The organism is Enterobacter asburiae (genome assembly GCF_024599655.1).
GTDB classification, from domain to species: Bacteria; Pseudomonadota; Gammaproteobacteria; order Enterobacterales; family Enterobacteriaceae; genus Enterobacter; species Enterobacter asburiae_D.
Genome location: NZ_CP102247.1, coordinates 762360 through 777464, shown reverse-complemented (window position 1 = coordinate 777464; position 15105 = coordinate 762360). Strand labels below are relative to the sequence as shown.

General features: G+C 48.3%; 14 protein-coding genes and 1 tRNA gene. 8 read left to right on the top strand and 7 right to left on the bottom strand.

Annotation, left to right across the window (positions count from 1 at the left end):
* Positions 1 to 7: 7 nt before the first annotated feature.
* Positions 8 to 1021 carry a tRNA (adenosine(37)-N6)-threonylcarbamoyltransferase complex transferase subunit TsaD gene (tsaD, locus tag NQ230_RS03800; RefSeq protein WP_032650276.1) on the bottom strand — a complete coding sequence of 338 codons (1014 nt, stop codon included), beginning with the start codon at positions 1019 to 1021 and terminating at the stop codon, positions 8 to 10.
* 236 nt (positions 1022 to 1257) lie between these two features.
* Here tsaD and rpsU point away from each other — a divergent pair, with 236 nt between their 5' ends.
* The 3 genes from rpsU to rpoD all read left to right on the top strand — a co-directional run bounded on the left by rpsU (position 1258) and on the right by rpoD (position 5335).
* On the top strand, positions 1258 to 1473 hold the full coding sequence (rpsU, locus tag NQ230_RS03795; RefSeq protein WP_001144069.1) for a 30S ribosomal protein S21: 216 nt from the start codon (positions 1258 to 1260) through the stop codon (positions 1471 to 1473).
* Between the two features lie 115 nt (positions 1474 to 1588).
* Entirely contained in the window at positions 1589 to 3334 is a 1746-nt protein-coding gene (gene dnaG, locus NQ230_RS03790; RefSeq protein WP_371745444.1) for a DNA primase, read from the top strand.
* Between the two features lie 153 nt (positions 3335 to 3487).
* Positions 3488 to 5335, top strand: a complete 1848-nt coding sequence (gene rpoD / locus NQ230_RS03785) for an RNA polymerase sigma factor RpoD (RefSeq protein ID WP_023333459.1) — start codon at positions 3488 to 3490, stop codon at positions 5333 to 5335.
* A gap of 99 nt (positions 5336 to 5434) precedes the next feature.
* Here rpoD and mug read toward each other — a convergent pair whose 3' ends face one another.
* Complete coding sequence (gene mug, locus NQ230_RS03780; RefSeq protein ID WP_024906471.1) at positions 5435 to 5941, bottom strand: G/U mismatch-specific DNA glycosylase; 507 nt, start codon at positions 5939 to 5941, stop codon at positions 5435 to 5437.
* A gap of 125 nt (positions 5942 to 6066) precedes the next feature.
* On the opposite strand from mug, the gene NQ230_RS03775 reads away from it, so the two are divergent.
* From NQ230_RS03775 to NQ230_RS03765, 3 genes are all read left to right on the top strand, one after another.
* Positions 6067 to 6142 (top strand) — tRNA-Ile (locus tag NQ230_RS03775).
* A 178-nt stretch (positions 6143 to 6320) separates the two neighbouring features.
* A complete protein-coding gene (locus tag NQ230_RS03770; RefSeq protein ID WP_257260048.1) occupies positions 6321 to 6524 on the top strand; it encodes a DUF551 domain-containing protein in 204 nt (67 codons plus the stop codon).
* A gap of 221 nt (positions 6525 to 6745) precedes the next feature.
* A complete protein-coding gene (locus NQ230_RS03765) occupies positions 6746 to 7705 on the top strand; it encodes a hypothetical protein (RefSeq protein WP_257260047.1) in 960 nt (319 codons plus the stop codon).
* 456 nt (positions 7706 to 8161) lie between these two features.
* On the opposite strand, the gene NQ230_RS03760 is transcribed toward NQ230_RS03765, so the two are convergent.
* Positions 8162 to 8740 carry a DNA-binding protein gene (locus NQ230_RS03760; protein ID WP_257260045.1) on the bottom strand — a complete coding sequence of 193 codons (579 nt, stop codon included), beginning with the start codon at positions 8738 to 8740 and terminating at the stop codon, positions 8162 to 8164.
* A gap of 59 nt (positions 8741 to 8799) precedes the next feature.
* Between NQ230_RS03760 and NQ230_RS03755 the strand changes: the two genes are divergently transcribed.
* A complete protein-coding gene (locus NQ230_RS03755) occupies positions 8800 to 10671 on the top strand; it encodes an NACHT domain-containing protein (protein ID WP_257260044.1) in 1872 nt (623 codons plus the stop codon).
* A 436-nt stretch (positions 10672 to 11107) separates the two neighbouring features.
* On the top strand, positions 11108 to 11677 hold the full coding sequence (locus NQ230_RS03750; RefSeq protein WP_257260043.1) for a hypothetical protein: 570 nt from the start codon (positions 11108 to 11110) through the stop codon (positions 11675 to 11677).
* Between the two features lie 15 nt (positions 11678 to 11692).
* Here the strand turns inward: NQ230_RS03750 and NQ230_RS03745 are convergent.
* From NQ230_RS03745 to NQ230_RS03730, 4 genes are all read right to left on the bottom strand, one after another.
* Positions 11693 to 12840 (bottom strand): IS3 family transposase gene (locus NQ230_RS03745; RefSeq protein ID WP_257260042.1). Its coding sequence is split into 2 segments (ribosomal slippage): positions 11693 to 12603 and positions 12603 to 12840, totalling 1149 coding nucleotides; the frame shifts between segments, so codons are not numbered across the junction.
* Between the two features lie 372 nt (positions 12841 to 13212).
* A complete protein-coding gene (locus NQ230_RS03740) occupies positions 13213 to 13413 on the bottom strand; it encodes an ogr/Delta-like zinc finger family protein (protein ID WP_193942026.1) in 201 nt (66 codons plus the stop codon).
* A gap of 68 nt (positions 13414 to 13481) precedes the next feature.
* A complete protein-coding gene (locus NQ230_RS03735) occupies positions 13482 to 14636 on the bottom strand; it encodes a phage late control D family protein (RefSeq protein WP_257260040.1) in 1155 nt (384 codons plus the stop codon).
* Positions 14633 to 15097: a phage tail protein gene (locus NQ230_RS03730; protein WP_213823102.1), complete on the bottom strand. Its 465-nt coding sequence runs from the start codon at positions 15095 to 15097 to the stop codon at positions 14633 to 14635. Before NQ230_RS03730 ends, NQ230_RS03735 begins: the two co-directional genes overlap by 4 nt.
* Positions 15098 to 15105: the final 8 nt, after the last annotated feature.

The following is a 15105-nucleotide window of genomic DNA, read 5'->3' as shown; positions in this document are numbered from 1 at the left end:
AAAAAACTTACGCCTCCGGCAGTTCCGCCAGCGGCCAGCGCGGACGCACGGACACGCTCAGGTCGGACGTTGCGCCCGCATTCAGACGCACCATACCCGCGTAAGCGATCATCGCGCCGTTATCAGTACAAAATTCCGGACGGGCATAGAACACTTCCCCGCGACGCTTTTGCATCATCTCGGCGAGCTTCGCGCGCAGCGTGCGGTTAGCGCTCACGCCACCGGCCATCACCAGACGCTTAAAGCCGGTCTGATCCAGTGCGCGCTTGCACTTGATCATCAGCGTATCCACTACCGCATCTTCAAACGCGCGGGCGATATCGGCGCGGGTCTGCTCGCTGTCATCGTTATTACGGATCGTATTCGCCGCGAAGGTTTTCAGCCCGGAGAAGCTGAAATCCAGCCCCGGACGGTCGGTCATCGGGCGCGGGAAGACAAAGCGCCCTTCCGTTCCCTGCGACGCCATTTTGGAGAGCATCGGACCGCCAGGGTAATCCAGTCCCAGCAGCTTGGCGGTTTTATCGAAGGCTTCACCGGCAGCGTCGTCGATCGACTCGCCCAGCAGCTCGTACTTGCCAATGCCCGTTACGCTAATCAGCTGCGTATGGCCACCGGAGACCAGCAGCGCCACAAACGGGAATTCAGGCGGATTCTCTTCCAGCATCGGCGCCAGAAGGTGCCCTTCCATATGGTGAACCGGAATGGCCGGAACATCCCACGCGAACGCCAGTGAACGACCCACAGTTGCGCCAACCAGCAGCGCGCCGACCAGGCCCGGGCCTGCGGTATACGCCACTGCATCAATTTCTTTTGCCGTTAATCCCGCTTCTTTCAGAGCCGCCTGAATCAGGGGAACCGTTTTACGCACGTGGTCACGAGAGGCCAGTTCCGGCACGACGCCGCCGTAGTCAGCGTGCAATTTCACCTGACTATACAATTGGTTGGCCAGAAGCCCTTTTTCGTCGTCGTAAATGGCGATGCCGGTTTCATCGCAGGATGTTTCAATACCCAGTACACGCATGACTTGTTTTACCTCGTTTCAATACCGCGCAGTGTAGAGCCTGGGCGGGTTGATGTAAAACTTTGTTCGCCCCAGGAAGAAGGCTCGTGTATACTCCTCACCCTTATTAAAGTCCCTTTCAAAATCGCATCGGTGCTTTACAAAGCAGCAGCATTTGCAGTAAAATTCCGCACCATTTTGAAATAAGCTGGCGTTGATGCCAGCGGCAAACCGAATTTATTAAAGGTGAGAGTTACATGCCGGTAATTAAAGTACGTGAAAACGAGCCGTTCGACGTAGCACTGCGTCGCTTCAAACGTTCATGCGAGAAAGCAGGTGTTCTGGCTGAAGTTCGTCGTCGTGAGTTTTATGAAAAACCAACGACCGAACGTAAGCGCGCTAAAGCTTCCGCTGTGAAACGTCACGCGAAGAAACTGGCTCGCGAAAACGCACGCCGTACTCGTCTGTACTAATTGGTTGAGGGCCTCAGCCCTCAATTGACAGACAGAGTAATAGTCGTAAGGCCGTGCTTCCGGAAGGAATGCGCGGCTTGTTTTCGTTTATAAGTCGCTTAAAATTTTGGGGCATATGGCCGGAAGAATCCCACGCGTTTTCATCAATGACCTGCTTGCCAGAACCGACATCGTCGATCTCATCGACGCGCGGGTAAAGCTAAAAAAGCAGGGCAAGAACTACCATGCGTGCTGTCCGTTCCATAACGAAAAAACCCCCTCCTTCACCGTAAACGGTGAAAAGCAGTTCTACCATTGCTTCGGCTGTGGCGCACACGGTAATGCCGTCGATTTTTTGATGAACTACGACAAGCTCGAGTTCGTTGAAACCGTCGAAGAGCTGGCGGCGATGCATAACCTTGAAGTGCCGTATGAAGCAGGCAGTGGGCCAAGTCAGATCGAGCGCCATCAGCGGCAAACGCTGTATCAACTAATGGATGGCCTGAATTCGTTTTATCAACAGTCTCTTAAGCACTCTGCGGCTGAGCCTGCGCGTCAGTATCTGAACAAGCGCGGACTGAGCGACGATGTCATTGCGCGTTTCGCTATTGGTTACGCCCCGCCCGGCTGGGACAACGTGTTAAAGCGTTTTGGCGGCAATAGCGAAGATCGTAAGTCTCTCATCGATGCAGGCATGCTGGTCACCAACGACCAGGGACGAAGCTACGACCGCTTCCGCGAACGGGTGATGTTCCCGATCCGCGACAAGCGTGGCCGGGTAATTGGTTTTGGTGGTCGCGTGCTGGGTGATGCCCTGCCGAAATACCTCAACTCCCCGGAAACCGATATTTTCCATAAGGGCCGCCAGCTGTACGGTCTTTATGAGGCGCAGCAGAATAATGCGGAACCTCCGCGTCTTCTGGTCGTCGAAGGCTATATGGACGTCGTGGCACTGGCGCAGTACGACATCAACTACGCGGTTGCGTCGTTAGGCACGTCCACCACCGCCGATCATATTCAACTGCTGTTCAGGGTGACCAACAACGTCATCTGCTGTTACGACGGTGACCGCGCAGGACGCGACGCCGCCTGGCGTGCGCTGGAAACCGCACTGCCGTATATGACCGACGGGCGTCAGCTACGCTTTATGTTTCTGCCCGACGGCGAAGACCCGGATACGCTGGTGCGTAAAGAGGGCAAAGCGGCGTTTGAAACGCGGATGGAGCAGGCTCAGCCGCTCTCCACGTTTTTGTTTAACAGCCTGATGCCGCAGGTCGATTTGAGTACCCCTGACGGGCGCGCGCAGCTCAGTACGCTGGCGCTGCCGTTAATCAGCCAGGTGCCCGGCGAAACGCTGCGCATCTATCTGCGTCAGGAATTAGGCAACAAGCTCGGCATTCTGGATGACAGCCAGCTTGAACGTTTAATGCCTAAACAGGCTGAAAACGGCGCGGTTCGCCCTGCGCCTCAGCTAAAACGCACAACCATGCGTATACTGATAGGGTTGCTGGTACAAAACCCCGAGCTCGCACCGCAGGTGCCGTCGCTGGCGGGTTTGAACCATGAGAAATTGCCCGGGCTTGGCTTATTTTCAGAACTGGTCAACACGTGTTTGTCTCAGCCAGGTCTGACCACCGGACAACTTTTAGAGCACTATCGCGGCACAAAAGAGGCCGCTACCCTTGAAAAATTGTCGATGTGGGACGATATAGCAGATAAGGACATTGCAGAAAAAACGTTCACCGACTCACTCAACCATATGTTTGATTCGATGCTTGAGCTGCGCCAGGAAGAGTTGATAGCTCGCGAGCGCACACACGGTTTAAGCAGCGAAGAACGCCGGGAGCTCTGGATGATTAACCAGGAACTGGCGAAGAAATAAAAAATTTAACGGCTTAAGTGCCGAATATCGATCGGGAAGCCCCCGGCAGCCGCACTGAGAGGCAGCGGCAAAAATATAAGTACGCCCTCGCTTTAAAGGTTGGCAGCCCCATCGCCGACACCAATCAAACGAATTAAGTGTGGATACCGTCTTATGGAGCAAAACCCGCAGTCACAGCTGAAACTTCTTGTCCAACGCGGTAAGGAGCAAGGCTATCTGACCTATGCCGAGGTCAATGACCATCTGCCGGAAGATATCGTCGATTCAGATCAAATCGAAGATATCATCCAAATGATCAATGACATGGGCATTCAGGTGATGGAAGAAGCACCGGATGCCGATGATCTGTTGCTGGCTGAAACCTCCAACAACACTGACGAAGATGCGGAAGAAGCTGCTGCACAGGTACTGTCCAGCGTGGAATCTGAAATCGGGCGTACCACTGACCCGGTCCGCATGTACATGCGCGAAATGGGTACCGTTGAACTGTTGACCCGCGAAGGCGAAATTGACATCGCAAAACGCATCGAAGACGGGATCAACCAGGTTCAGTGCTCCGTTGCCGAGTACCCGGAAGCGATCACCTATCTGCTGGAGCAGTACGATCGCGTTGAAGCGGAAGAAGCGCGCCTGTCTGACCTGATCACCGGTTTTGTCGACCCGAACGCTGAAGAAGATATGGCGCCTACCGCCACTCACGTCGGTTCTGAACTGTCTCAGGAAGAGATGGATGATGACGAAGACGAAGATGAGGAAGAGAGCGACGACGACACCGCGGACGATGACAACAGCATCGACCCGGAACTGGCGCGTGAGAAGTTTGCCGAGCTGCGTACCCAGTACGAAGTGACGCGTGACACCATCAAAGCGAAAGGCCGCAGCCATGCCGCCGCTCAGGAAGAGATCCTGAAACTGTCTGAGGTATTCAAACAGTTCCGCCTGGTGCCAAAACAGTTCGACTACTTGGTAAACAGCATGCGCGTGATGATGGATCGCGTACGCACCCAGGAACGCATCATCATGAAGCTGTGCGTTGAGCAGTGCAAAATGCCGAAGAAGAACTTCATCACCCTCTTCACCGGTAACGAAACCAGCGAAACCTGGTTCAACGCGGCTATCGCGATGAACAAGCCGTGGTCTGAAAAACTGCACGACGTGAAGGACGATGTCTATCGTGGTCTGCAGAAGCTGCAGCAGATCGAAGAAGAGACCGGCCTGACCATCGAGCAGGTTAAAGACATCAACCGTCGTATGTCCATCGGTGAAGCGAAAGCCCGCCGTGCGAAGAAAGAGATGGTTGAAGCGAACTTACGTCTGGTTATCTCTATCGCCAAGAAATACACCAACCGTGGTCTGCAGTTCCTGGATCTGATTCAGGAAGGCAACATCGGTCTGATGAAAGCGGTAGATAAGTTTGAATACCGTCGTGGTTACAAGTTCTCCACATACGCAACCTGGTGGATCCGTCAGGCTATCACCCGCTCTATCGCGGATCAGGCGCGCACCATCCGTATTCCGGTGCATATGATTGAGACCATCAACAAGCTCAACCGTATTTCCCGCCAGATGCTGCAGGAGATGGGCCGCGAGCCGACGCCGGAAGAGCTGGCCGAGCGCATGCTGATGCCGGAAGACAAGATCCGTAAAGTGCTGAAGATCGCCAAAGAGCCAATCTCCATGGAAACACCTATCGGTGATGATGAAGATTCGCATCTGGGTGATTTCATCGAGGATACCACCCTCGAGCTGCCGCTGGACTCTGCGACCACCGAGAGCCTGCGTGCCGCGACACACGACGTTCTGGCTGGCCTGACCGCTCGTGAAGCGAAAGTCCTGCGTATGCGTTTCGGTATCGATATGAACACCGACCACACGCTGGAAGAAGTGGGTAAACAGTTCGACGTTACCCGTGAACGTATCCGTCAGATCGAAGCGAAGGCGCTGCGTAAGCTGCGTCATCCAAGCCGCTCTGAAGTGCTGCGTAGCTTCCTGGACGATTAATCCAGGTAAACAGCAAAAAGCTCCCAATCGGGAGCTTTTTTTTTTTATTCCCTCTCCCTGTGGGAGAGGGCCAGGGTGAGGGCATCAGGCCGCAGAGGATTACAGCCCCCGCACCATCAGCGCCTCATCCAGCTCCCGATACGCCTCTACCAGCTTATCCAGCGTTGCCCTGTTGAGCCCGCTCGGATTTGGCAGCACCCATACCTGCGTAACGCCAATCATGATGCTCTGCTTGCCCCACTTAGCCCCGCGCTGGCTAAAAGCCTGCTCGTAGGCCTGCTTGCCGAGGATCGCCAGCGCGGCCGGCTGATAATCCTCTATCTTCTTGATCAGTTCCCGCCCGCCGCTGCGCAGCTCATGCAGGTTGACCTCACTCGCCTGTACCGTCGGCCGCTCGACCAGCATGGTGATCCCGCAGCGCGTGTCCAGCAGATGCTGCTCCTCTTCGGGCTTCAGTAGCCTGTCGGTAAACCCGGCCTGGTAGATCACCTTCCAGAAGCGATTGCCCGGATGGGCGAAGTGAAAACCGGTGTGCGCCGAGGACTTACCCGGGTTGATTCCACAGAACACCACCCGCAGGCCCGGGGCCAGAATATCGTTGATCATCTTTACTCCCGCTCGATACATCGTCAGGGAAGTATAAAGGATTGATTATGCGTTGTTTATAAAAACAGCAGGCAGGTGTGAATGGCTGGATTGCTGCAGGGAGTTACTTTATAATTCACCGCCACGGCCCCTTAGCTCAGTGGTTAGAGCAGGCGACTCATAATCGCTTGGTCGCTGGTTCAAGTCCAGCAGGGGCCACCAGACACAGCAAGGGCTGGCGAGAAATCGTCGGCCCTTTTGCTTTTCTCGGGGATACTCCGGGGATACTGTGTAACGGGATTCATAGTGTTTTATGGTTAATCAATAGCCATACAAATCAAATATCTTTCACCTTTGCTGTGCGAAACTGATGTAACTATTAACTCAGAGGATGCACAGAATGAAATGGATCGCGATGGAAGAGCAAAAACCCACTCCAAAAATTCAATTTGCCCTTTTTTTGGTGGCAACCGATAAAGGAGTGGGGGTTGCTGAATACTGGCCGATGGATGGCTTCAGAAATCTCAGAATCAGCGGAAACACACAGTATTCGTCATATGATGTGACTCACTGGATGCCGCTGCCTCAGCCGCCAACAGAATGATAAGAACCCGCTTTTGGCGGGTTTTATCTTTTTACAGTTAAAGCAACTCTATCTGCCCGATAGAGCGAGGATCGTATTCCTCAACCAGAATGCCGAGTTCACTCGTATCCATCAGGGTAAAGTTACCGATGACACCTACAGTTGCTTGATAAAAAGTAATCAAAAAAATTCAGTTAGGTATAAAATGTAAGTTTTGAAGCACTAGCACTTAAGGAACTAAAATGTCAGAAAATAAGAAATGGAAAGAAAAACTAATATCATCTAGTTTCCCTCTTGAATATCTAGTCTCTAGAAAATTAGCAGACTTAGATATTGCTGTTCAAAATGAATTTACTTATTCACGTGACGACGCTGGGATTTTAAAAGATTTCTCTATTGATCTACATGGCAGTTATTGGAATGAAGAATGCACATTTCATTTAATATTCCTAATAGAGTGTAAGCAAAGGCATGATAAAAACAAATGGCTATTCATGAGAGACCCAAACATTCCGGATTTCAGTTCTCATACCCTAGGTTATACTTTACGAACGGTCGATAATTTTACTCGTATGATTGTGCCTACGGATTCGACGTATGCCCTTGATGAAAAAATTGATTTCGTTGTTAAAGGCTTAGAAATTGACACAAGCAACGGCAATGTATACGACAATGAATTGAAGCATGGACTCTCTCAGTTAGCATATGCTTTACCAGATGTTATGATACAAAACATTTCACACTGTATTCATTCACATCCAGAAGATAACATCCCATTTTTCTTTGTGCCTATACTGTTAACAACTTCCGAACTATTCGTCACTCATGACGATTTTTCTGTTCAGAAAATCAGAGAGTCACAAGAATTAGATGATATAGCTCAAAACGTTCCCTATGTAATTATGGAAAATCAACACACACCAGGATTCGGAATTCATAGGGCGAAAAGATTTGCTGCTTATGATTATTTTTTAGGTTCTTCACAATTAAGCGTCATAAATGTTCTCAGGGAAAAACATGGTGAACATAGCCATACTCTCCCAATGGAGAGAATCCTAGACTTAGCGAACCGCCCACATCAACACTTTCCAGAATATTTCTCACAAATACTTGTATGCTCATTAGCAAATCTTGACTCATTAGTTAAGGAAATTATTGAAATCGCAGAGAATGCGATGAAAAAAGCAAAGAAGTTATCTTAAATTAATATGTATTTGACTGACTGAGGCAACTGTAACTTAGACTCCCCTGCTCCGTTCCCCCACTCATCCTGCCTTTGTGGGGGTAGCAGGAGCATCAGACCAGCCTGGCTCATAGGCCATAGCCATAGATCAGCCTAGTTACCACACATTTTCTGCTTTTTTCTCCGCTAAAACCTTAACATTCCTTAACATCGCCACTTTACACTTTTCCACTAAGCCCTGAATTCATGCGGCTTTCAGCGTAGTTTACACTTTCCATTTTTGCGCAACAAACCATAGCATTTCTTAGCATACCAACTTGACACTTTTCGGTTAGGTGGTCGCTTCAAACCTTAATATTTCTGTATATTTTGTTCTTACACTTTCACATTGGGCCAGCTACGGCAAGGTCTCAAGGAAGGGGTAACACTCCCTTCTGTAGCAGTCCAGATGTAGGAAGGTCTGTCCAGAACGGTCTTAGTCACCTTCACCATAAAAACGCTTATGGCGGGCCTCGTCCGTTTCCAGTGGCGTGCACAAAGCCTTCAATCTTTCCATCGTTATAATGACTCCTTCAGGGTCCAGTTCCTCACTCCTGCCAATGCCACGCAAATCAGCAGTAAGGCACTCGGCATAAAAATAATCCCTGATAAAATACATCGCCTCATCCAGCTGGTGAAATCCCCGGAAAATATGCTCACAATCATCGAAAGAGATCCTGACAGCGGTTTCTTCCTCATCCTCGTCATCAGATATAAATTCAATGTCATAAGCGATGAGCTTTACAGCCGTTGCTACCAGTTGCCTCGCTTCATCCTGGCTTTGAGCTGGTGGGTATTTACCATCATGAGTATGAACCCAATTAATTAGCTCTTTGGCGCTCATGGTAAGCCTGTCGTTGCTTGAGGGGGATTCATCACCTGCCGAACGTCTTTCCGTCGCTTCCACATCAATCTTGCCACCGGACATCACTACTTCACCCTTGGCTACCCAGTCATAAACTGTCTGGCGGCTAACCCCACAATGACGGGCATAAGCTGTTTTTGTTAAAAGCATTTCATAATCTCCCTTTTTTGAGATAAGTTAATAAAAAACGTAATGATGAGTGATTAGTTATGGATCCGTTATTATCTCAAATATTAGTTAGTGGTGCTGGAGAAGCTGTTAAAGTAATGACTGAAAAACTCCTTTCTTCCAACTGGTTGAGAGGAACTGAGGAGAGTATAGGAATCGTAGAACAGCTTGATCATCCTGAAATACGATCAAAGTATATTGAGAAACACGTTTCTAATGCTCTCCGCATGCGAACACTTCACCAGCGTGAGCATGATATTTTGCTCGATGAAATATACTTCCCCCTAACAATAACAAACATTGCAAATGATGATAATATAACTATAAACGATGACTGTATTATATCGCATTCCCGCATAGTAAACATCATTGGTATTGCAGGACAAGGTAAAAGCACCATATTAAGAAAGCTATTCCAAAATGAAATAAACTCTGGCAACAGAATACCCTTTTTCCTCGAACTTAGAAGGATAGAAAAGGGAACAATTTTAGAGTTCTTCAAGCTTACTATTGAATCACTTGGGATTGACATTAATCGTAAAGAAAATCATGTAGAGCTTTTGCTTCAGTCGGGTAAAATTGTTTTGATGCTTGATGGCTTTGATGAGGTTAAAGCTAGTTCAAGACTTGAAGTTTTATCTCAAATAAAAGAATTAAACGTCAGGTATAACTGTCCAGTTATAGTTACCAGTCGGCCTGAAACTGAAATATGCAGAGAAACATCTATTAGTAACCTTATGGTGAAAGAATTAGATGAAGCAAGCCAACTCGGTATATTAAAAGTTCTTTCCAATGAAACAGAATATAATGAAATATCTAGTGTAATTAGCGACAACGCTCAACTTAAAGAAACACTTAAAACTCCAATCCTTATCAACCTTTTATATGTATGCTACCCGTACTGGGATGAATTACCAAGTAACGTTGTAGAGTTTTATAATAAGCTTTATATAACACTATACTTGAAGCATGACAGAATGAAGTCATGGGCCAGAGAACGAAAATCATCCTTAAATACTGATGATTCCCTTTGGTGTTTTTCTGCTCTATGTTACTTTTCCATGAAAGATGAAGTATTTGAGTTCGATACGAAAACATTAACTAAATATGCAAGAAAAGCACTGAACGCGGCAAGCATTGATACAAGAGAGTGTGAGTGTTTTGTCGATGACATAATTAACATTACTTGTTTAATACAGCAAGATGGTCTTGACCGCTTTGTTTACTTACACAAGTCAGTGCAGGAGTACCATGCTGCCTATACTATCAGCAATCTTCCAAAAGAAATAAAACTCAAGTTTTATGAATCAATTTCAGAAAGCTTAACATCAAATGACAAATTTGATAATGTGCTGAACTTTCTACATTACATTGATAAAGATACGTTCCAGGAACAAATTTCAATAAAATTATTTGAAAAGCTAGGTTTAGCAGACATTGCAAACTCTGACCTTGAAACTGTATGTGAACTTATATTACAGAAAGCGAGGGACATGAATATATATGCCGAACCTACTAAAAATAACCAATTAGCCTGGCAAGAGGTGGATGTAATATCTCACGAGTTTGGGCTCGATGTGTTATATATTATGACTGGTGGCCCTCGATTCTACAGTGAGTCTGTTGATGACCCAATACTTGAAGCAGCGAATATTGATTTCGACAAAGCCGAAATTGAAAGATATGAATATTCAATTGTTACCACCCCGATTGCTAAAAAATTAAACTTGAAAAGATACAAGGTAAATCTTGCAAGTTTTATTTTAGAGCATCATTTACTTGATGAAGTTGCATGCAGATTAAAAAGAAGGGCAGAAGACTATTACCATTCGGTATATACACCATTAATCAAGGCTACGCAAAAAAAGAAGAAGGCACTGTATAAAGAATTTGAAATAAAGCGCGAACTCTAAATTATTGCCTTTATTATTTTGAAAGGTAGGCTAAAACAAGCGATCTATTTAGCCTATCTTTTTATTTTAAATTAACGTTCAATGACTTGCAAAAACCCTTGTTATTTTACATGGCATAGATAATCTTTTTTTTGATTCAATTATGTAAATGCTTCTAAATTCATAGCAAGAGAATCATCATATTTATAACCTAAAATTTGTCGGTCTTGTTCATATTCAATGCCTGATGGATATCCTCTGAATACTCCTGTTTGATACCCCTTAGCAGCCCGTCCGAATCCAAGCCACCAGCAGTTATGTTGTAGTGGTTACTGTGGTTGATGACTCCCCGTGGAAGGTAGCAGAATAGAGATAACAATTATTTACCATATAAGTAGTGGGGTTGCATTTCAGGCCCTGTTTGCTAGTTTCTGTATAAACTTTGGGAGCCTATTGAATGAACTCAGAACGACGCATTTCACCTCTCAATCCACGTCTTACTCGCATGGTCACAGAAACCCAGGATGAGCTTTTTCAGCTGATCAACAAGTGGCGTTTTCTTAAAACGGATCTTACGCTAATAATCCCCCGTTTCAATAAGCCAGACATTAGCTACCAGGGCGTCGCATTTTGCGACTCTGTCAGGGACGTTTTCTGGGGAGATTTTATTGATCCCTACATCAAGCACCGGAGTCTTGTGCTCATCGAAAAAACGCGTGTACTCGCCAACGAGTGCGGATTATCCGTGGAAGATGCCCTTTCAGATATGGGTGAAATGTTCTGCGGAATGGTTGTCAGGGTTTATGACAGGATGGCGGAAACTGACCGCATTCTGCGTGGTGATGGAATAACTTTCCCCCCCAAGATCGACGTGTCCCGTCACATACAATTTATGCAGGAAATGATCGTTAGCGAGGTGGGTGTAGAAAAAATGAAAACAGATAAGTCCAGTTCAAACAATGTTTTTAATTTCAATGGCCCTAACAGCCCTGTTCAGATAGGTGACGGCAACAGCCAGTCCCAGTGAATCGCCACGGATAATCTAGACACTTCCGAGCCGTTGATAATATTGATTTTCATATTCCGTCGGAGGCATCTGAGCACTCGAACCATGCCGACGTTTACTGTTATAAAACATTTCGATGTAATCAATAATATCGCTGCGTGCTTCTTCCCGTGTTGCGTAGATCTTTTTCTTTATCCGTTCACGCTTCAGTAGCTGGAAAAAGCTTTCTGCAACTGCGTTGTCGTGACAGTTACCACGACGGCTCATACTGCCCTCCAGACCGTGTGATTTCAGGAACGACTGCCACTCATGGCTTGTGTACTGACTACCTTGATCAGAATGAACCAGCACCTGTTTTTGGGGATTACGTCGCCACACGGCCATCAAAAGCGCATTCAGAACAATATCTTTTGTCATCCGGGGTTGCATTGACCAGCCGATAACTTTGCGCGAGAACAGGTCAACAACTACGGCCAGATACAGCCAGCCTTCGTGGGTTCGGATGTAAGTTATGTCCGTTACCCAACGTTCATCCGGTGCTTCCGGGTTGAACTGCCGCTGGAGTCTGTTGGGTGTCACGATACTGGCTTCACCTTTACGCGTTCGTGGGCTTCGATACCCGACCTGAGCCTTTATCCCGGCACGCTTCATCAGCCGCCAGACCCTGTTAATCCCACATTGTTGCCCGCTATCTCGCAAGTCGAGATGGATCTTGCGATAGCCATAAGCGCAACCGGACTCCAGCCAGAACTGTTTGATTTGTCCTGTCAGTCTGAGATCCGCCTGATGCCGTGGTGAATGCGGCTGCTGAAGCCAGGTGTAAAACCCACTCGGATGAACATTCAGCACCCGACAGAGCAGACGAACAGGCCAACAACAGGAGTTGTCACGGATAAAGGCGTACCTCAGTCGGACAGCTTTGCGAAGTACGCCGCGGCTTTTTTTAATATGTCCCGTTCGTCAGTAACCCGCTTCAGCTCCTTCTGGAGTCGGCGGATCTCGGCCTGAGCATCTGACTGCTCTTTGTTGGTGGAAGAGTCCGGCCCGTATTTCTTTATCCAGGCATAAAGACTGTGGGTAGTGATATCGAGACGTGTTGCGACACTGGAAACAGAATGGCCACGATCAACAACCTGCTTGACGGCTTCAATTTTAAACTCTTCAGGATAACGCTTACTGCTCATATGCACCTCTCTTTAAGTCATCTTAAATGACTCTGAGGTGTCTGTTAAACCTGTGGCGATTCAGTTCGGCTCCTTTATGATTGGTTTAGCCCTCTACCTCTTGAATGGCGATTATCATTTTTTATAGGCATCATTGGCAGCAAAACGGCAGCAGACCTATTCACTATGCTTTCATATTTGAAATTATTCGATGCAACAACCCATTTAAAATCTAACCTATTATTTTATAAGACTTTAAATTGGGACTCATAATCGCCAGGTCGCTGGTTCAAGTCCAGCAGGGGCCACCAGATTTTAGTTTTAGAATCATATGATTAAGCCACTCGACTGAGTGGCTTTTTTATTGGCTTTTTTGAGCCGATGACGCAGCCGCTAACCGTGGTTCAGCGAAGCCGTTCGGGCACGCTCAGACGCACCGGGAGTCGCAATCAGGCGCTCCACGGACTCCATCGTCACGAACGTACAGCTGCAGTCCACATTGGTGCACTGGTGATAGCGCTCTTTGGTATTTTCACTTAGATAGCGACTGGTACGCGCATGCGCAGAGTGCTTGCACTTAGGACAATGGAACATGTACCCCCCCCACTTGATTCACATTTTGTGAATCAATGATACCCAAAATAAAACCAATAGCAACTACATTACTCACTATCAACAGTAAATTTTTCGTCGGTGACGTTCAGCTCAAGCTTAAGCTGCGTGGTAAATCCGCTGTCGTTGAGGGTATGCACCACCTCTCCGATGATCCACGCCTGCTCGTCAATGACGCGTTTAAAACCGTTTACCAGCACCGGCGTTTCGGGGAACAGATCGGCGCGTCCCAGCGCAAGCTGGATGGAAAACTTCACGGTTCCCCGCTGAAGTGCGCGCCACTTCGCCTCTGCGGCCCTGAGCGCCTGCTCTTCAGAAGCATAAACCGTAGTGAGCTCAAATACGTTTTCCGCCGATCCCACCAGCCTCTCTTGCGGTTTCTGCTCCTTGCCTCCTGCTTCCGCTACCGGTGCGGCGGCATCCGGGTGCTGCAGTGCTTCTGTCTGCTGCCCTTTGGGCTGACGAAAAATACTCAATTGAGGATTTTGTTGTTTAGGGTCGCGCGTTTGCAGCCATTTGGTCGTTACGCCGGAATAGTTTTCACGGTCAGTGACGGAAAAAAGATGCTTATCGCCATCCCCACGCTCAATCACCATTAAGGAAAGCGGGGTGCCGCTGGCCGTCACAGCCTGACCCGCTTTCATAAAGATAATCTTCCCGGCTTTGATTGAAACAAATGCACCATTACGTTCGGCAAGGCGGGCGAGAAACGCCGCGTCTGTCTCCTGAGACTGGTCAATATGAGAGATGGCGATGGATGCAAGCCCTGCCGTGACGCTGGCGGTCAACTGGTTACGCTGAGCGATGGTATCGACTATCGCGCCAATCGTCGTATCATGCCACGACTGTTCGCGCCGCACGTTTAGCTTTCCACGAAAATCTGCGCTGCATCCCCGGATGGTCAGCGTGTCCGGCGCGCCCCGGAATTCAATCTCATCAATCGTAAAGTCCCCTTTCTCCTCGAGCGGGGTTCCCTCCCATCCCAGCCATAAGGACAGCCTTGCCCCCCGGGCAGGCAAGTCCAGCAGCCCATCGGAATCATCCAGTTGAATATTCAGCTGATCGGCTTCCAGCCCCCGTTTGTCGGTCATGGTCAGGCTGATAAGACGATGGCTGAAATTTTGCGTGATATCACGATCGTCAAGCTTAAGCATAAAATCAGGGGCGATTTTCCCACCCGCCCGGATATTCATTTCGGCGATCATCCCACCAGCCCTCCAATGCTATTGCGTGCGCTTTCCACCAGCTCTGTGGCCTGCGTTCGCAGGTCGCCAAACGTCGCCATCAGTGATTCGTCCACGCGTTTTAGCGACAGGGTAAAATTAATTTTTCGGGCGGTACCGTCACTGTAAAAATCCGAATGCGTATGTGTGACTTTCTCAATGACAAACATGCCGTGAATGATGCCGGTACCGTCTATCAACGGCCATGCCCGCCCCTCATTCGCCATCAGCTCAACCGCCTTGAGAGAAAGCCGCCCTCCCGTGAGTTCCGGGTAGAGTAAGCCGGAGAGGCTAAAGGATGTCTCCCCTTCGCCAAGGTACTGCCAGGCTTTGGGTTTCCCGATGCGAGCGCTGGATGCCCAGCGGTAGTCTTTTGTGAATATCATTGACTGATACGGTAAGGTTCGTCGTTCAAAGACAAACAGACCCAGCACCATTAACATTTTCTCTC

What these genes read in the sequence shown, in the direction of transcription:
- tsaD (WP_032650276.1), bottom strand. Translation starts at nt 1,021, where the DNA reads ATGCGTGTACTGGGTATTGAAACATCCTGCGATGAAACCGGCATCGCC.
- rpsU (WP_001144069.1), top strand. Translation starts at nt 1,258, where the DNA reads ATGCCGGTAATTAAAGTACGTGAAAACGAGCCGTTCGACGTAGCACTG.
- dnaG (WP_371745444.1), top strand. Translation starts at nt 1,589, where the DNA reads ATGGCCGGAAGAATCCCACGCGTTTTCATCAATGACCTGCTTGCCAGA.
- rpoD (WP_023333459.1), top strand. Translation starts at nt 3,488, where the DNA reads ATGGAGCAAAACCCGCAGTCACAGCTGAAACTTCTTGTCCAACGCGGT.
- mug (WP_024906471.1), bottom strand. Translation starts at nt 5,941, where the DNA reads ATGATCAACGATATTCTGGCCCCGGGCCTGCGGGTGGTGTTCTGTGGA.
- NQ230_RS03770 (WP_257260048.1), top strand. Translation starts at nt 6,321, where the DNA reads ATGAAATGGATCGCGATGGAAGAGCAAAAACCCACTCCAAAAATTCAA.
- NQ230_RS03765 (WP_257260047.1), top strand. Translation starts at nt 6,746, where the DNA reads ATGTCAGAAAATAAGAAATGGAAAGAAAAACTAATATCATCTAGTTTC.
- NQ230_RS03760 (WP_257260045.1), bottom strand. Translation starts at nt 8,740, where the DNA reads ATGCTTTTAACAAAAACAGCTTATGCCCGTCATTGTGGGGTTAGCCGC.
- NQ230_RS03755 (WP_257260044.1), top strand. Translation starts at nt 8,800, where the DNA reads ATGGATCCGTTATTATCTCAAATATTAGTTAGTGGTGCTGGAGAAGCT.
- NQ230_RS03750 (WP_257260043.1), top strand. Translation starts at nt 11,108, where the DNA reads ATGAACTCAGAACGACGCATTTCACCTCTCAATCCACGTCTTACTCGC.
- NQ230_RS03740 (WP_193942026.1), bottom strand. Translation starts at nt 13,413, where the DNA reads ATGTTCCATTGTCCTAAGTGCAAGCACTCTGCGCATGCGCGTACCAGT.
- NQ230_RS03735 (WP_257260040.1), bottom strand. Translation starts at nt 14,636, where the DNA reads ATGATCGCCGAAATGAATATCCGGGCGGGTGGGAAAATCGCCCCTGAT.
- NQ230_RS03730 (WP_213823102.1), bottom strand. Translation starts at nt 15,097, where the DNA reads ATGTTAATGGTGCTGGGTCTGTTTGTCTTTGAACGACGAACCTTACCG.